At 57.8% G+C, this 13,987-nt stretch carries 13 protein-coding genes; all 13 read right to left on the bottom strand.

Going from position 1 to position 13,987, the window contains the following annotated elements; translation table 11 throughout:
- Positions 1 to 2: 2 nt before the first annotated feature.
- The 13 genes from ADJ95_RS08180 to ADJ95_RS08995 all read right to left on the bottom strand — a co-directional run bounded on the left by ADJ95_RS08180 (position 3) and on the right by ADJ95_RS08995 (position 13,707).
- Positions 3 to 2,786, bottom strand: coding sequence for a DUF6493 family protein (locus ADJ95_RS08180; RefSeq protein ID WP_049334139.1), 2,784 nt, complete (start codon positions 2,784 to 2,786; stop codon positions 3 to 5).
- A gap of 69 nt (positions 2,787 to 2,855) precedes the next feature.
- Positions 2,856 to 4,265 carry an SWIM zinc finger family protein gene (locus ADJ95_RS08175; protein WP_049334138.1) on the bottom strand — a complete coding sequence of 470 codons (1,410 nt, stop codon included), beginning with the start codon at positions 4,263 to 4,265 and terminating at the stop codon, positions 2,856 to 2,858.
- 190 nt (positions 4,266 to 4,455) lie between these two features.
- Positions 4,456 to 4,713: a preprotein translocase subunit SecG gene (gene secG / locus ADJ95_RS08170; protein WP_049334137.1), complete on the bottom strand. Its 258-nt coding sequence runs from the start codon at positions 4,711 to 4,713 to the stop codon at positions 4,456 to 4,458.
- A gap of 108 nt (positions 4,714 to 4,821) precedes the next feature.
- Positions 4,822 to 5,286, bottom strand: a complete 465-nt coding sequence (locus tag ADJ95_RS08165; RefSeq protein WP_049334136.1) for a hypothetical protein — start codon at positions 5,284 to 5,286, stop codon at positions 4,822 to 4,824.
- A gap of 279 nt (positions 5,287 to 5,565) precedes the next feature.
- A complete protein-coding gene (gene tpiA, locus ADJ95_RS08160; RefSeq protein WP_049334135.1) occupies positions 5,566 to 6,342 on the bottom strand; it encodes a triose-phosphate isomerase in 777 nt (258 codons plus the stop codon).
- A gap of 243 nt (positions 6,343 to 6,585) precedes the next feature.
- The gene (locus tag ADJ95_RS08155; RefSeq protein WP_049334134.1) at positions 6,586 to 7,182 is read right to left on the bottom strand and encodes a hypothetical protein; all 597 of its coding nucleotides are present in this window, start codon (positions 7,180 to 7,182) and stop codon (positions 6,586 to 6,588) included.
- A 70-nt stretch (positions 7,183 to 7,252) separates the two neighbouring features.
- Positions 7,253 to 8,134: a DUF6318 family protein gene (locus ADJ95_RS08150; protein WP_049334133.1), complete on the bottom strand. Its 882-nt coding sequence runs from the start codon at positions 8,132 to 8,134 to the stop codon at positions 7,253 to 7,255.
- 2 nt (positions 8,135 to 8,136) lie between these two features.
- Positions 8,137 to 8,736: a DUF6318 family protein gene (locus ADJ95_RS08145; RefSeq protein ID WP_049334132.1), complete on the bottom strand. Its 600-nt coding sequence runs from the start codon at positions 8,734 to 8,736 to the stop codon at positions 8,137 to 8,139.
- A gap of 591 nt (positions 8,737 to 9,327) precedes the next feature.
- Positions 9,328 to 10,179, bottom strand: coding sequence for a DUF6318 family protein (locus ADJ95_RS08140; protein ID WP_049334131.1), 852 nt, complete (start codon positions 10,177 to 10,179; stop codon positions 9,328 to 9,330).
- Between the two features lie 16 nt (positions 10,180 to 10,195).
- Positions 10,196 to 10,786 (bottom strand): DUF6318 family protein, encoded by a 591-nt coding sequence (locus tag ADJ95_RS08135; protein ID WP_049334130.1) that lies wholly within the window; start codon positions 10,784 to 10,786, stop codon positions 10,196 to 10,198.
- A gap of 385 nt (positions 10,787 to 11,171) precedes the next feature.
- Positions 11,172 to 12,044, bottom strand: a complete 873-nt coding sequence (locus ADJ95_RS08130) for a DUF6318 family protein (RefSeq protein ID WP_152691728.1) — start codon at positions 12,042 to 12,044, stop codon at positions 11,172 to 11,174.
- Positions 12,041 to 12,667: a DUF6318 family protein gene (locus ADJ95_RS09045; protein WP_065424001.1), complete on the bottom strand. Its 627-nt coding sequence runs from the start codon at positions 12,665 to 12,667 to the stop codon at positions 12,041 to 12,043. The genes ADJ95_RS08130 and ADJ95_RS09045 overlap by 4 nt, the downstream gene beginning before the upstream one ends.
- A 116-nt stretch (positions 12,668 to 12,783) precedes the next feature.
- Positions 12,784 to 13,707, bottom strand: a complete 924-nt coding sequence (locus ADJ95_RS08995; protein ID WP_053088823.1) for a DUF6318 family protein — start codon at positions 13,705 to 13,707, stop codon at positions 12,784 to 12,786.
- Between the last annotated feature and the right edge of the window lie 280 nt (positions 13,708 to 13,987).

Below are 13,987 nucleotides of genomic sequence, written 5' to 3'. Positions count from 1 at the left end.
GGTTAGCCCTGCACCTGGTTGAGGATATTCCGGGCGTACCGAGCCTTCTGCGAAGAGCCGGTCAGCGTACCCAACCAGGCACGCAGCGGCTCATCCACGAGCTGTGCACGGGTGGCAGGGTCAAGAGTCGCCAACGCCTGGCTGAAGGCGCCCAGCAGCTTACCGAGCGAGTTCGCCCCGGTATCCAGGTGCGGTATGAGGCGTGCGAAGAAGCGCACCGCCGCCCGCGCATCCAGCTGGGCAAAGTCGGTGAGGGCGAGCGCCCAACGGTTCAGCATCGCCAGCGGCACAAAGTCCACGAAGCCTGCCGTGGCGTCCTCAAGGCTGAGCTGATCGTCCAGCACGCGGTGCATGATTTCCACGGCGAGGGAACGAATTTCGACGCGCTGCTCCGAGAAGCCCGCGGCAAACACGAAGGCGCAGGCGGGACCCCACGCGCCGGGGTGCGCCGCCAAAGCTAGGTAGAGTTCGCGGTCGAAGGCGGAGTGGTCCAAGGTGTACCAATTGCTACCGGCGCAGTAGTATGCCAGCGGTTCTACCCGCGAGGGGTAGAGCAGGGCGTACTGTCCTTCTTCGTCGTGGTGGGCGGTGGCGAGGCCGCGGAAAGCGTTCAGCTCGGGGGTGGAAGCACCGTGCGCCACTCCGTTCAGCTGAAGGCCCCAGCTTTTTTCCCGCTGGGATACCGTGATGGATTCCAGGTAGGGGTTGACGCGCCCGGTGGCGAGGGTGCCGTCGAGTGCGGAGCGGAGCACACGAATCTGGGTAGGAGCAGAGCGCGGGGCCTCCTCCTCAGTGTTCTTCACGTATTGCTCTTCGAGGCTTTCAAGCAGGGTCAGCGCCTCAGCTCGGCGGCTCTGGGCGTTCTGTCGCTGCTCGTCGGTAGCGTATGGAGGCAGCACCTCCGGCACGCGCACACGCAGTAGCGCCGCCGTGAAATCCTGGCGCAGGATGGTGGCTCCATCAGCCAGGTTCTTGGCGTACCGGCGCACCAGGGTATCCGGATGCACCCACCCGCCGAACAGCTCAGGGGTAGCAAGCGGCGTGTAGCTCTGCCTGCTCTGCAGCACGCCGAGGGAATCCTTGGATCCGGTGCTGAAGAACGCGGCGTGGCGGGAGTACATGGTGTGCAGGTTCGGCACCGTACCGGGGTCTTCCTTCGGGGTCATCTCCGACGCCTTCGGGCGCTCACGCAGCTTCCCGGCGGCGGCAAGAACCGTCATGTGCGCGCGCATGTCGAACCACTCCAAACCCCAGTGGTTCAGCTTTTTCAGGCAGATAGGAACAAGCTGTTCGAGCAGGTTTGGGCTCTGCGCGGTGCCGTCGGCGCTGAGCAGGTAGGCGGTGAGCAGTTCCAGTTCCAGCTCGCATCCGGCGTGCGTTTCGGGAAGTTCCGCTTCATCGAGCGTATCGGGGGTGGCGCAGGGCGCAACCTGATGGTGCAGGAGCGCACGGGCACGTTCTTGCACGTCAGATGCGGTAACGGGGCGCACGGGGGTGTCCCAGTACCGGTGGATTGCGGCGCGGGAGGCGGCGAGCGCCTCCGCGGCGGCGGCCTCAAGGTCAGCAGCTTCAGTCAGGGCGGTGCTTTCCTCCCCGTTCCCCCGGCTATTCCCCGGCTCGCCTTCCCTGCCGTGAGCCTCGTCGAGGAGCGGCGAGCCCTCTTCCTGAATCTGCGCCACAACCAGCGGATCGAGCTGGGAACGGTAATCGCAGTAGAGTTCGCGGGCGCGTTCGGCGAACACGATAGCGTCGGCGCTCGCATCGTCTGCGGCGCCCGCCTGCACCCATTCTTCGAGGTGTGTGAGGGCGGCTGCCTGCACCTGCGCGTGGGTGTGGCTGAGCGCCATGACGACCGCGTCTTCGCAGGCGGCAGCGTCGAGGGTTCCCGCCCGGTACAGCGCCTGGAGCATGGTCAGGATTTTGAGTGCGTTTGCTTTGGTTCCGGCGCATACGGCGGGTGCCGCGTAGGCGAATGCGGTAGCATCCAGCGCCTGCGGGTTTTTGGTCCAGAGGCGGTGAATATGCTGCACGCCGAGGGTCACACTCGGGCCGATGGGCGAGGAGAAAAGCGTCAGAAATTCGCTCTGACGTGCCGCGATTTCTTCGGCGGTGAGTTTGAGTCCGGTGACCAGGCGTGAGAACCAGCCGACCCGGTACGCCGGGAAGTCGCTCATGAGGGAGCTCAGGAGCGCGTCAATGAGGCGGTCGCGGCTGATCAGCCCGGTTTCGGTGGCTTCGATGAGGGCGCAGGACCAGCCGGGGTTGTTGTCCTTCTGTCCAGGCTTGTAGGAGTCGCGCTGGGTGAGGGAGATGTCCCGGTTGCCTTCGACGGCAAGCATACCCCAGATGAGTTCTTCACGGAGCTGTTCGTCCTCGCGCAGCAGCGGAAGAATCAGGTCGGACTCACAGTTGATGAGGGCGGTGTAGTAGTCCTCGTCGTGCTCAAGGACCGCGCCGTCGTAGAGTTCGGCAAGCCGCATGGAGGCAGCGCCCGAGAACCAGCCCGTCTGAATGTAGATTTTCACGCGGTCCTGCGTGACGGTTCCGGGCTTATTTTTGCCGAGCTGGGAGCCGTAGGGGGTGGTGGTGATGTCGAAGTACTGCCAGCGGCGGTAAATCTGCTCGAGGGTGCCGCCGACCGCCAGAATGTTGGCGAGGTTGCGGTTGAAGTGCATGATGTCGCTCCAGGTTTTCTGTTGCCTGCGGAGCGGGTGGATGACTTCACCGGGGAGCGGCTCGGTGATGACCCCTTCGGGGAAGGTGTGCGTTTCGGGGCGTTTGCTCATGGTGGTCTTTCGGGAGGAAGCTGAGGCGAGCTTTTGGGGCGTCGTCTTTTAGTGCGGTGCGTGCTGTGTCTAGCCGGTGGCGTGTTCGCGGTAGAGAATACTGACCGCCAGCGCGTGCTTGCAGGGGCCGCGCGTGCCGCGGTACTTCAACCACCAGGGGCAGGAGCAGAGGTACCCCTCCACGGCGTACGGGTCGGCGGGCAGCACCACGGTGTACGTGTTCTCACCGCTGCGCACACTGTACTCGCCGGTGCCGTGCTCCCCCGCCCCGATCCGCTCAATAGCGCCGGAGTCGGCAAGCTTTTTCGCGCCGACCAGGCGCGGGTGCATGGCGGTCAGCGCCTCCGGATGCACCGGCAGCGGGCGGTGGAAATACTCGCCGGCATGCGCGTCAAAACCAACTTGACCGGAGGAAGCCAGCAGGGCGAGCGCGTCACGGGTTGCCGCCTCGTCCAGGCCTGCGCGGGCAGACATGACGGGCACGTCAATGCGCGGCTCGAAGGAGAGCAGCACGCTGAGCATGTCAGCGTTCTGGGCGGTGTTCGGGTTAGACAGCGCCTGCAGCACGGACCCCTCGCCGGAGAACCCGCGTGACTTTTCGGGGCTCAAACCGATGCTCAGGCGTGCGCCGGGCAGGTGCGCCACCCACACGCTGGGCACGGGCGCGTTACCGGCGGTCACGGGCTCACTGTACGCGTCCAGGCTCTGAATGTGGCGGATGAGCGGCTCAAGCACGCGCAGACGCTCAGGGCCCGCCACGCATACGGATCCGGCGGTGGCGCGGGTGGCGAGCCGCAGGGAACGCACGGCACGGGTTGCCCACAGGACCGCCTTGGTGCTGGAGTTACGCGGCAGGGAGTGGATGAAGGTTCGGGCGGCGGCAGCGTCCAGGCTGTGCACCGGGCTCATGCGGGATGAGAGCATCTGCGTTTCTGCAAAGCCCTTGAGCCAGCGGATGGGCAGCGGCACTTTTTCTTCCATGACGGAGCCGTCAAGGGTGGTGGTGAGCAGCCCGTCGTCGCCGACGTTCAGGTGGATGGGCTCCCCCGCCCGGAGGGAGGCGAGCGCGGCACGCAGGGGCGGGTTGACGTCTACATTGGTGACGCCTACGGCGCTGTGGCTGGCGTCGAGTGCGCTGGAGTCAACGTCGAGGCGCGCATACACTCCGCAGCAGGCGCTGAAGGATTCGAAGCGTAGGCCTTCGGCGGTGCTGGTGACGACGGGGTCTGCGGCGCGTAGGGCTCCGGCGAGGGAGCTGGGCGGCACGTAGAAGCGGGTGCGGGCGACCCTGGCGACGACCAATAGTGCGGTGGCGTAGACGTCTGCTCGTTCGAGGAACCCGGAGAAGAAATACGGGTGGGAGGCGGCACCTTCGGGGGTGCTGCCGCCGCTGGTGGCGAGGCTGAGCGCGCGGGAGTCGGCGCCGTCGATGAGGGCTGACGGAGCGGTGTACGTGTAGTCGAGGGTGTAGGCGCTCATGGCTTCTTTGCCTTTCGTATGTGGTGTATACGTCCTATCATGCCGTAAAGATTCACGCCCCGCTACCGCTTTCGTCATTGCCGTTTGGTGCATAAAAAATCCCCGACATTCTCGGTTGAGAAGTGCCGGGGAGAAGCTCTATTGGCTCACCCTCGGTGGGGTGGGCGTGGGCTCTGATGAGAGGCTCTGACTAGACCACAATCTGGCCGTTGAAGCGCAGGGCCAGGCCGTACAGGACCACTGCGATAACCCAGATGACGATTACGGTCACGGTCAGGCGAATCAGGTTCTTCGACGCCATACCGGAGGAGTTCAGGGAGTTGGTCATACCGCCACCGAACATGTCGGAGAGGCCGCCGCCCTGACCGCGGTTGAGCAGCACGAGCAGCACTGCAATCACGCTGGTGATGGCAATAATGACCATGAGTACGTTCATGATGACGTCCATGGGGACCTTCCTGTAGTCATTCTTCGGGCGGGGTCTGCGGCTTTCGCATTGCAGACAGACGGTTTAACTATACGCTACCGTCGCCGTTCGGTCACGTTGATTAGGTTTTTAGGCGGCGCGGTTGGTGCGGCGCTGGTACTCGCTGGGGGTCAGCTGCAGGGCCGCTGGCCGGTCGGTGAGCACGCGCTGGGCGGTGAGCTCATCGCCTTCGGTGTCGTAGGCGCGCACGTACCCGCCGTCGATGAGGTAGTAGGTGAACTGCTGCGCGGCCGCCCAGTAGGCGCCTCCTCCGGCGTAGAAGCCCTGGTCAACCCAGTCGCGCAGGGTGAGGGTCACGGGGATTTCGGGAGAGGAGGTGCGGCTGTAGAGCCGGTCGAGGAACTCGTCGCGTCGGCTTTCGAAGTACTGGTATTCGGGTGAGGGCTCCCTGTACTCTTCGCCGCCCGCGTAGCCGAGGTTGCCGCCGTCATTGCCGGGTAGGCGCGGGGCGCTGACCCTGCGGTTGCGGATGTAGAGGAAGAGCATCGTGCCGATGAGGCCTGCGATGATGAGGGAGAATCCGAAGCTGAACATGCCGTTAAGTGTACGGGGTGAACCGTGCGGCGGGCACGTTCCGGGCGGGTTTTGCGGCGAGGGGCGAACGGGTCCCGGCGTATCGCCCACCGGCCGCGCATCGCCGGTTAGCGGGACTCCCCTTAGCCCAACTCCCCCGCCACTTTGCTGCCGAAGCTCACGGACTTACGGAGGTGCACCCGTGAAGAAGCGCGGTTAAGTTAAAAGGCGCGGCGCCCGGTCGGGTGGGTACCCGGCCGAGCGCCGTAACACTATGAAACGCCGTGATGCGTCGAAGCTTTATGCGTCGAAGCGTGCGATTGCTGCGAACTCTTCAGCCTGCAGGGATGCACCGCCGACGAGCACACCGTCCACGTCTTCCTTACCCATGATGGAGGGTGCGGAGGAGGACTTGACGGAGCCGCCGTAGAGAACGCGGACCTTCTCTGCAACGTCTGCGGAGTAGAGCTTAGCGATTTCCGCGCGGATAGCTGCGGACATTTCCTGAGCGTCCTCTGCGGTTGCGACCTTGCCGGTGCCGATTGCCCAGACCGGCTCATAGGCGACGACCAGGGTCTCTGCCTGCTCTGCGGTCAGACCAGCGATGGAGCCGCGCAGCTGCTCGAGGGTGTACTCGACGTGGGTGCCTGCCTCGCGGACCTCGAGGGGCTCACCGACGCAGAGGACGGGGGTCAGGCCGTGCTTGTATGCTGCCTGGACCTTTGCTGCGCACAGCTCGTCGCTTTCGTGGTGGTAGGTGCGGCGCTCGGAGTGGCCGACGAGCACGAAGGTTGCGCCGAGCTTGGAGAGGAATGCGCCGGAGATTTCGCCGGTGTATGCGCCGGAGTCGTGGACGGAGAGGTCCTGGCCGCCGTAGAGGATGTCCAGCTTGTCGCCCTCGACGAGGGTCTGCACGGAGCGGATGTCGGTGAAGGGCGGGAAGACGGCAACTTCGGTTGCGGAGAAGTCAAAGTTTGCGTCGTCGAGGGTCCATGCGAGCTTCTGGACGAGGGTGACTGCCTCTGCGTGGTTGAGGTTCATCTTCCAGTTGCCTGCGATGAGGGGCTTACGCGACATAGTTCGCTCCTTAGCTGTCCCGCGCGGTATGCCGTGCGGGGTTGTTGTTCGGAATTTTCCTTTTCCATTTTAGAGGGTTGGCGGCATATTTTCACCGGTTCCGCACCTTTTTATGCTTTGCATTGACTATTCTCACCCCGCGCTCGCTGATCGCGTGGAACCCCGAATACGAAGTACCGGCAAGGCGGAGCTTAGGGGCTCTACCCTGCCGGTACTCTGCCGGTGGTGTTTGTCTACGGTGTGTTAGTAGCCACCTCGGAGAAGGTACGACGTGTAGCAGAAGAAGACAATCGTCAGAACAATCACAAGAAGCGCGGTAGCGCGCGCACTTATGGCGAGGGAACGCTTCCAGGGCAGTTTTCGGGTAGCGATCTTCTCAACGATGAGCGCCGCAAGAGCACAGTAGGTGAAGCAGACGCACAGCAAAACAACAAACGAAATGATGAGAGTAGCCGTTGCTATCGAGGAAGATTCCCAATAGGCGTAGTACATCCAGAGGTAAGGAGAACCTGCGATGAAGTAGGCCATGAATCCACCGATGGGAAGGCAGATGAGCGAGTACAGGCCCATACGCTTAGGCTCTGCGGGTGCGTTCTGGGTCGCTACTGTTTCGCTGGGAACTGCGGAGGCGGCGCCAGCTACGGCGGGCTCACGTCCGGGGCTCTGGAGGGTGGTTGCGGTAGGTACTGCGCTGGCTTCTACCGCGGTGCTTTCTGCGGCATTGTTCTGCACGGTATTTTCCTGTACAGCATTGCTCTGCGCAGTATTCTCCGGCAAGGGGCTACCCTGCACGGCGCTCCCCTGTGCGGGTACGCCGGGGTTCTGGGGCGGCTGTTCCATATGTCTCCTTGTTGTGGTTGGTGTGGTGTGGTTACTGGTGATGTCGTGCGGCTACCGAGAAGGTGGATTCTTATACCTCTAGCCCTTCGAGGGAGAATCCCGGAGGGTATAGCGGCGTGGCGTCCTTATCGTCTTCCACGAGCACCCAACGGCCACGCAGGTGTTCCGCGCAGAGGAAAGCGTACTCTTCCTCACCGGTCTTCAAGAACTTATCGATGGGTAGCTTCTCCCCCGTTTGGGGCACGTAGAAGACGGCCTCATCGCGAATACGTCGTCTTGCTTGGTATCTCAATACCTGCCGACCATTCTTACTGCGGTCATTAATACCGGCGGTGGTAACCTGCAGACGGTACACATCCTGGTTGGCAATAAGCCAGCCGCGGTTTTCTCGGTAGAGCCGAAGAAGCTCAGGGGAAATAATCTCTTCCGGATTGATCACTTCAGAGAGCGGTTTGGTATCTCCGGTGTAGTAGAAATAGTTCAGGGCGGCATAAAAGTACGCCTGAAAAATATAGAAACCACCGCGGTTATACTCATTCATTCCCGGCTGCAGAACGGGGTACGGCACATTCTGGGCGGCGTGCTCTTCGGTGGCGGGCACGTACCTGCCGTTGCGTTCGTAGGCGGTGTACACCATAAACCCGGCTGCGCTTCCACGGTCTACGTAACCAGCATCAAACTTCTCTTCAGGTTCTAGAGCGATTAGTGCCCTATCTCGCTTGAGAAGACGAACTTCTTGCTTTTCCTCATTGGTGGCGAGGATACCGGTCTGACGACCGACAAAGAGAGCACCGAGGGTGCCCACGCCTGCTACAGCGAGGGCACGACGAGAAAAACGAAGCTTCCGCGGTTCCTGCTGATGAGCGAGTAGCTGACCAGAAGATACCGGCGGAGCTTCCGGGGAGGAACCCAGCGTTCCGTTCGTCTCCTGTTCCTTGCGTTGGGGTCCCATGGTTATGCCTCCTTTTCGGGGATGAAGTGGATGTCCCATCCGGGATCGAGGAAACGGGAGCGCAGGGTGCCGTGGATTGCTCCGTCGCGGAGGAGTCCGCGTGTGTCGAATTCGGTGATGGGTTGTAGCTGCCCGGTGTCCTTGCGGAAGACTTTTGCTTCGGGGAGGATGTCGAATTTGACGTTCCAGTCGAAGATTTTTTGTTCTTCGTTATGGATGCGCGGCTGCGCCTCAAGGATATGCATGGTCAGGATTTGTTGGTTGGGGGTGATGACCCAGCCTTTTCCGTCGTCAAAGATATCTTGAATGGCGGGGAAGAATATTTCTTGGGCGGTCATTGCATATTCGAGGCGTCGCGAATCGGATGCCAAAAGCATATAGTTTTGGCATTGATAATAGTAGATATTATAGAATTCCAAATCAGCGGACGTTAGAAATTTAGTAAACGTATAGCTGTAATCTGGCGGCGGCGCAGAATATGCAGGGTGCTGCTGGTCTGCTGGGGTGTAAATTCCGATCATGTCCGTATCGACAAGATGGTATGCTCCCCTATAGTCTTCTTGGTTGAAGAATTTTTTAGTCCACTCCGGATCGACAGTCATTTCCTCCCCTTCCTAAAATATATCTCTCATTACCTAACGCTAATTTGAATTCATGAATCTATTTTGCATATTTTCACCCTTGAAAATCTCACCTGCCGCATCCCGGGGGTTTACACAAAAAATAATTCAATTGTTAAGAGTTAAAATATTCACTGAATCAGCTCAAGAAAAACACTCATTATTCATATAACAAATGAGATTATTAAACGAATAAATACCTTTAGCGAATAAAAATCTGACGTACCTGAGTTAGATGCTTGAGCCGCATCGTGAGAGCCTCAGCGCTCTCATCTTTAAAAGGTACGGGAACGGCATGAGCCTGAAAGGTAACCATGTATTTAGCTTCCGGAAGTTGAAGTTGATGTGACGGTGAACGAGCATCCTCGCTCACACTCGTTGCATGTGTGTTCCCTCTCGGTGACAGTGAGAATCACACACTCCTCAAGGTAACACACGCGCACTCTGCACACGAACTCAGTAGGACGGATTCCGCCCCCCTAGCCAACCGCGAAGAGCCCACCTCAAAAGTCCAGCACGAAACCCCCTCCGGCGCGGTACCGAAAGTACCGCGCCGGAGGGGGCCCAGGGACGCTATAGATTGCCAAAGCCCTTCGGGTAGATCGGCTCGTAGGTGTTACGGTTGCTGTAGCCGTCGCGGTCCACCACAATCACCCACTGCCCGCGCAGATGCTCCACAGCCAGCGAGAAACGCCCCAGGTACCTCAAATATTTGTTGACATCCTGCTTCTCACCCGTCTCAGTCACGTAAAACGCCAGGTCCGTAGCCTTAGTCGTGTACAGGGTGCTCACCAGAATATTTCGGCTCGTATTTTTAGCCTTTTCACCCGCAACAAGATCGTCAACAACGTTGGCGCTCAGCACATTCTTGTCAGCCGAAATAACCCACCCGCGCTTCTCCCTGTACAGGCGAAGAATTTCGGGATGTAGCACCTTTTCGGGGTCTGTGACCTTGGAAAGAGGCTCCGTGTCGCCCGTGTGGTAGAAGTAATTCATTGACGCAAAGAAGTACGCCAAAAACGCGTACAAGCCGGCGCGGTCGTAGTTATCCATTCCGGGCTGCTGAATCGGGTACGGCACGTTTTGCGCCGCCTGCGCCTCGGTGGCAGGAATGAAGCGGCCCTTACGCTCAAACGCCGTGTAGACGAGCGGCCCGGAGGAAGGCCCCAAGGTACGGAGCTCATCGTACTTCTCCGTGGGTTCCAGGCGCACAAATTCCTGGTCACGCTTCTTATCGGCTTGGGAATCCGAGCTCATCGTATTGAGCAGGTTGACGCCCCAGCCAAAAGCCACCGCGACGAGGGCGGCGCCGGCGAACACGCCAGCCCGTATAAACTTGGCGCGAGAAATCATAGCCCTCATGTACGCACGTTGCTCGTTGTATCCGGGTCCGCCGTATCCGGGTCCACCAAAGTTATTCGTCATGTTGCTCTCCCCTCCCCTAGCTCAAACTATTTTCTGGGATGAACTGAACGGGCCTCCACTCATTCGTGAATTGTGTGTGGAGAGTCCCGTGTATCGCGCCGTCACGAATCAGGCCGCGCGTATCAAAATCGGTGATGGGATACACCTGATTTGTGTCCTTGCGGTACACCTGAACTTCGGGAAGAATATCGAACCGCACATTCCATTCCACAATTTTTAGCGTCTCGTCAATGAGGCGCGGCTGCCCCTCCAAAAGGTTCATGGTCAGAATCTGGGGGTTGGGAGTAATGACCCAGCCCTTACCTTCTTCGTAGAGGTCCTGAATGGTGGGGAAGAACATTTCTTCGCTGATATTGTCCATCTTCAGAACCGCAGGTTCCGAGGCGAGAATCATGTAGTTTTGGCAGGCGTAGTAGTAGCCCAGGTAGGGGCGCAGGTTCCTCGCCGCATAGTGCCTCGGCCTGTACCTCACCCCCGGTGCCGGCGCCGAGTAGGCGGGGTGGTCCCGGTTTGCGGGCGTGTAGGGTCCAATCACGCCATCGGCAACATAGGGGTAGGTTCCGGTGTAGTCTTTTTCGTCAAAGAGCGCTTGAGCGTCTACGGTCATTCTTTCTCCTTTGGAATCTATATTCATGAGTTGCCAAGTTCACGAACTGCCGAGGTGGTTCCGGGCTGCTCGCGGACGGCTAGGTTCAACAGCCGGGCGCCTTCACCCGTCCGTGTTCGCTTGTCTATATTTGTTTGTCTGTATTTGCTTGTCTGTAGAGGTGCGTGCACTTATCGCTCCCCCAGTGGCAACCATGCGGATGCGTTCTGCGATACCGCCCGGTGAGCGGCGGGAACCTCTACAATTCCAGTCTAGTAAAGCCACCTCTAGGCATCCCTGTCACAGGCGGCGAATCCAGGGAACCCACAGCATATAGCCAGGAAACAGCCCCACACCCTGCCCGCACAAGGTGGAGCGGGCGTGCAGAAACCCCCACATATCCGTTTTAGTATCTTATTTTATGAAAACCGGGAGGATATAGAGGCATCAAATCATCTTGATTGTTAAGCAAAACCCATCGCCCCTTCAAGTTTTCTAGATATGAACTAAAAAAACTACTTTCAAAGGTCTCATAGTGATCAAGAGGAATCTTTTCCCCCGTCTCTGGAATAAAGAAATACGCTGCCCGGTGAAGAAAATATTCTACACTACAATAAAAAATATTCCGCTTGGTGTACTCAAACCTCTCATCTGGGAAAAAAGAAGCAGAATTAATAGATACCTCATTAAATATATCATCATCACAGATAAGCCATCCGCGCTTTTCTTGGTAGAACCGGAGGATTTCAGGTTCAATAACATCCTCTGGCTTCACTATCTTAGAAAGAGGCTCAGTGTCTCCCGTGAGGTAAAAATATTTCAGAGACGCATAATAGTAAGCAATAAAAGTATATAATCCAGACCTGGTGTACTTATTCATACCCGGATGCAATACAGGATAGGGTACATTCTGTGCCGCGTGTTCTTCCGTTGCAGGAATATACCGCCCGCTACGCTCATACGCCGTGTAAATGAGCAATCTACTAGATTTCCCAAGGTCCTTTTGATAGTCGTATTGTTGCTTCGGCTCCATGTCAATATATCTTTGGTGCTGCAACCGTCGACGTGCCTCCCGTCGCTCCTCGTCCGTTCCCAGCAAGCCAGCACGATACCCAGCGGAGACGAGCAACCCAGCACCCAGAACGCCTACGCCCACTCTGCCTAAAAAGACGCGGCGGCTAACCGGGCGGTTCTTCCGAGGTTCAGGCTGATAATTGAGCTGGGAATATGGTTCGGAATACGAGGTGGGATATGGGTTAGGACCGCTGTTGATACTCATGATGTCTTCTCCTCTGACGCATTGTTGGTACCTTCTGGGATAAAACTGATTGTTGACCCTTTGTCTTTGACACTCACCGTTCTCATCGTGCCGTGTATTGATCCCTCACGAATCAGGCTTCGCGTATCAAATTTAGCGATGGGATGCAGTTCTCCGGTATCTTTTCGATATACCTTCGCGTCAGGATGAATATCAAATCGCACCTTCCACTCGGTCACCTCTTGTTCCGAATTCGTGATGCGCGGCCGACCCTCGAGAACGTGCAGGTTGAGAATCCTAGTATCAGGTGTAACTACCCATGCTTTACCCTCTTCGAAGAGATCTTGAATAGCCGGGAAAAAGATTTCATCCTCACTCAGATCGTCTCCTAAGCCTCGTGTATCAGAGGTCAAAAGAATGTAATTCTGACAGGAGTAATAATAGATATAATGGAAAAGCTCCCGCACAAAGCTAGTTACTGGTTGCTGCCAATAATCGTAATCCGGGATAGGCGCAGAATATGCTGGATGATCCTGATTGGCCGGAATATACTCGCCAGTTAAACGAGTGGTTGCTAACGAATACTCTCCAGCGAAATCATCCATATATACAAATGATTTAAGTAGTTCTTCGCTGTCTATCATTGTCTTCTTCCTTACACTCATCTTTGGATGTATAACAAAACCCACTGTAGGTGGGGCTCAATAGGGACACTGGCAGCCGCTTGCGTCTCCTAACTGAAGTTATTATGAACCCGGTCTTAGGATTCACCGGTATGAGGGACATCTGCGGGGTACATCGGTGTCCTATCCTTGTCATTATTCAACAAGGTCCACCTGCCATTCAGGTGCTCAGCTTCCAGCCTCTCCCCTCTGTCGTCCCTTGGCTTCCTCCCCAGAGGACTCCGATAATCGTAAAGAGATAATTTTTCACCGATGCTCGGAATATAGAAATAGCCTGTATAGGATTCTTTAGATACCCCCAGCCAGCACCATATAATGTGCCGGCCATTCCGCTCCGATATTGATAGACGATCCGAACTACTCGTTGGGAAATAAATCCACGCCTTGCACACGTCCTGTTCCGATATAACCCATCCGCGCTTCTCTCGGTACAGGCGAAGCATTGTTTCAGGAAGGACAGCCGCCGGCTCAACAACCTTCGACAGAGGCTCAGTATCTCCCGTGTAATAGAAGTAGTTGAGGGCTGCACAAAAATACCCCATGAAGGTCATAAAACCCTGCAGACTATATTCGTACATCTCCGGTTGAGGTACAGGGTAAGGCACGTTCTGCGCGGGATGTTCCTCAGTCGCGGGTACGAACTCGCCGCGGCTTTCGTAGGCGGTGTACTCAAGAGGAACATCCTTATACAGATAAGACTTATCGATTGCCCCCACGAATTCTTGATTCGGTTCAAGAGCAGCCAAAGCCCGATCTTTTTGAGCCTGCCGTTCTCTCTCCTCAGCTTCCTGCTTCTTTTTACGATCCTCTTCCAGCTCCTCCGGCGTCTTAATCAAGCCCGTGCACCGGCTAATAACCGCAGCCGTCAGAACACCCACACCGGCATATCCCAGGGTTCGCCGGGAAAAACGCTTTTTCTTCTCCGGGCTCTGCCCAGGGTTTTGCACGGGGTTCCGCTCAGGAGCCTGGCTGGTTGAATTGCCGTCATTGTTCGTGGTCATTCGTGTTCCTCCACGGCTTTCGTAAATACCGCGATGTATTTTCTGGAGTTGCGGTCCCCCACCGGGTGCAACAGACGTCGTCCCATGAACGGCGGGGAACCCTACATTCCCAGTCTATTAAAGTCGGTTCCACACGCCTCCGATACAAGCCGCAAACCCAAGGAATCCACAGCAAATAGCCAGGAAACAGCACCGCCCCTCCCCACAAAAGATAGACCGGGGACGCAGAAACCCCCGCCGGAACGGTACCGAAATACCGCCCTGACAGAGGTCTCACGCT

This window comes from Rothia mucilaginosa, assembly GCF_001061665.1.
Classification (GTDB): Bacteria; Actinomycetota; Actinomycetes; order Actinomycetales; family Micrococcaceae; genus Rothia; species Rothia mucilaginosa_A.
This window is presented reverse-complemented; position numbering and strand designations above follow the sequence as displayed.

Excerpts from the sequence above, each read along its gene's own strand:
- ADJ95_RS08180 (WP_049334139.1), bottom strand. The coding sequence starts at position 2,786 with ATGAGCAAACGCCCCGAAACGCACACCTTCCCCGAAGGGGTCATCACC.
- ADJ95_RS08175 (WP_049334138.1), bottom strand. The coding sequence starts at position 4,265 with ATGAGCGCCTACACCCTCGACTACACGTACACCGCTCCGTCAGCCCTC.
- secG (WP_049334137.1), bottom strand. The coding sequence starts at position 4,713 with ATGGACGTCATCATGAACGTACTCATGGTCATTATTGCCATCACCAGC.
- ADJ95_RS08165 (WP_049334136.1), bottom strand. The coding sequence starts at position 5,286 with ATGTTCAGCTTCGGATTCTCCCTCATCATCGCAGGCCTCATCGGCACG.
- tpiA (WP_049334135.1), bottom strand. The coding sequence starts at position 6,342 with ATGTCGCGTAAGCCCCTCATCGCAGGCAACTGGAAGATGAACCTCAAC.
- ADJ95_RS08155 (WP_049334134.1), bottom strand. The coding sequence starts at position 7,182 with ATGGAACAGCCGCCCCAGAACCCCGGCGTACCCGCACAGGGGAGCGCC.
- ADJ95_RS08150 (WP_049334133.1), bottom strand. The coding sequence starts at position 8,134 with ATGGGACCCCAACGCAAGGAACAGGAGACGAACGGAACGCTGGGTTCC.
- ADJ95_RS08145 (WP_049334132.1), bottom strand. The coding sequence starts at position 8,736 with ATGACTGTCGATCCGGAGTGGACTAAAAAATTCTTCAACCAAGAAGAC.
- ADJ95_RS08140 (WP_049334131.1), bottom strand. The coding sequence starts at position 10,179 with ATGACGAATAACTTTGGTGGACCCGGATACGGCGGACCCGGATACAAC.
- ADJ95_RS08135 (WP_049334130.1), bottom strand. The coding sequence starts at position 10,786 with ATGACCGTAGACGCTCAAGCGCTCTTTGACGAAAAAGACTACACCGGA.
- ADJ95_RS08130 (WP_152691728.1), bottom strand. The coding sequence starts at position 12,044 with ATGAGTATCAACAGCGGTCCTAACCCATATCCCACCTCGTATTCCGAA.
- ADJ95_RS09045 (WP_065424001.1), bottom strand. The coding sequence starts at position 12,667 with ATGATAGACAGCGAAGAACTACTTAAATCATTTGTATATATGGATGAT.
- ADJ95_RS08995 (WP_053088823.1), bottom strand. The coding sequence starts at position 13,707 with ATGACCACGAACAATGACGGCAATTCAACCAGCCAGGCTCCTGAGCGG.